The 879-nt window shown below is 66.8% G+C and carries 1 pseudogene; it reads left to right on the top strand.

Features of this window, described 5'->3' with window-relative positions:
• Nucleotides 1-27: 27 nt before the first annotated feature.
• A pseudogene (locus tag AC1DU6_RS33280) lies at nt 28-879 on the top strand (hypothetical protein); the annotation flags it as partial.

Here is an 879-nt window from a genome sequence, read left to right on the forward strand (position 1 = left end):
GAGGCGCTCCGCCGTGCTGATGCGTCGGTGCTGCTGGGCGTCAAGACTCAGCAAGAGGGCGAGCGCGCCAAGGTCGCTGCCAACATGGCTGCCGCGGAAGCGTACGCCGAGCTCGCCGAGCGCAACGCCCGCGCGCGCGCGGACGCCGAGATCACCATCACCAAGGATCAGTCCGCGCAGATCGCCCTGATCCGTGACGAGGCCATCCGGCAGGCCCAGGATGGATACGAGCGCGGGAAACTCTCGTTCGATGAGGCTGAGCAGGCCAAGACCAGGGCCATGCAGCAAGCCGAGGATGCCCGCAAGGCGCTTGGCAACCAGCGCGACAGCGCCGCCATCATGACGCTGCAATACAAGGCCGGGTCCGGCGGCACGGCCGACCAAGAGGCGTTGATCACGGCGCAGGCCGAAGCCGCTCTCAAGGCTGTTGAGGAAGCCCGCCTGCGCGATATAGAGGCAAGCCAGCTCTACGCCGACCAGAAGGTCGCCATCGAGGAGGACATGAACCGCCGCATCGCCGACATGCGCGCCAACGCGAACATGGCGGCGCTGGGCTCGACGGCTGACGCCTTCGGCGCGATCCTGAACGTGATGCAGAAGGCCGGCAAGGAGCAGTCTGGCGTGTTCAAGGCGATCTTCCTCGCGCAGAAGGCCTTCAGCATCGCCCAGTCGATCGTGGCCATTCAGACCGGCATCGCGAATGCGGCGTCGCTGCCGTGGCCAGCCAACCTGGCAGCGATGGCGTCCACCATTGCCGCGACGGCGTCCATCGTCTCGACGATCAGCAGCACGAACTACGGCGGCGGCCGTCAATACGGCGGCCCCGTCTCCGCCGGCAGCATGTACCGCGTCAACGAGACAGGGAAGCCGGAGATGTTC

It is taken from the genome of Roseateles sp. P5_B10 (assembly GCF_056400485.1).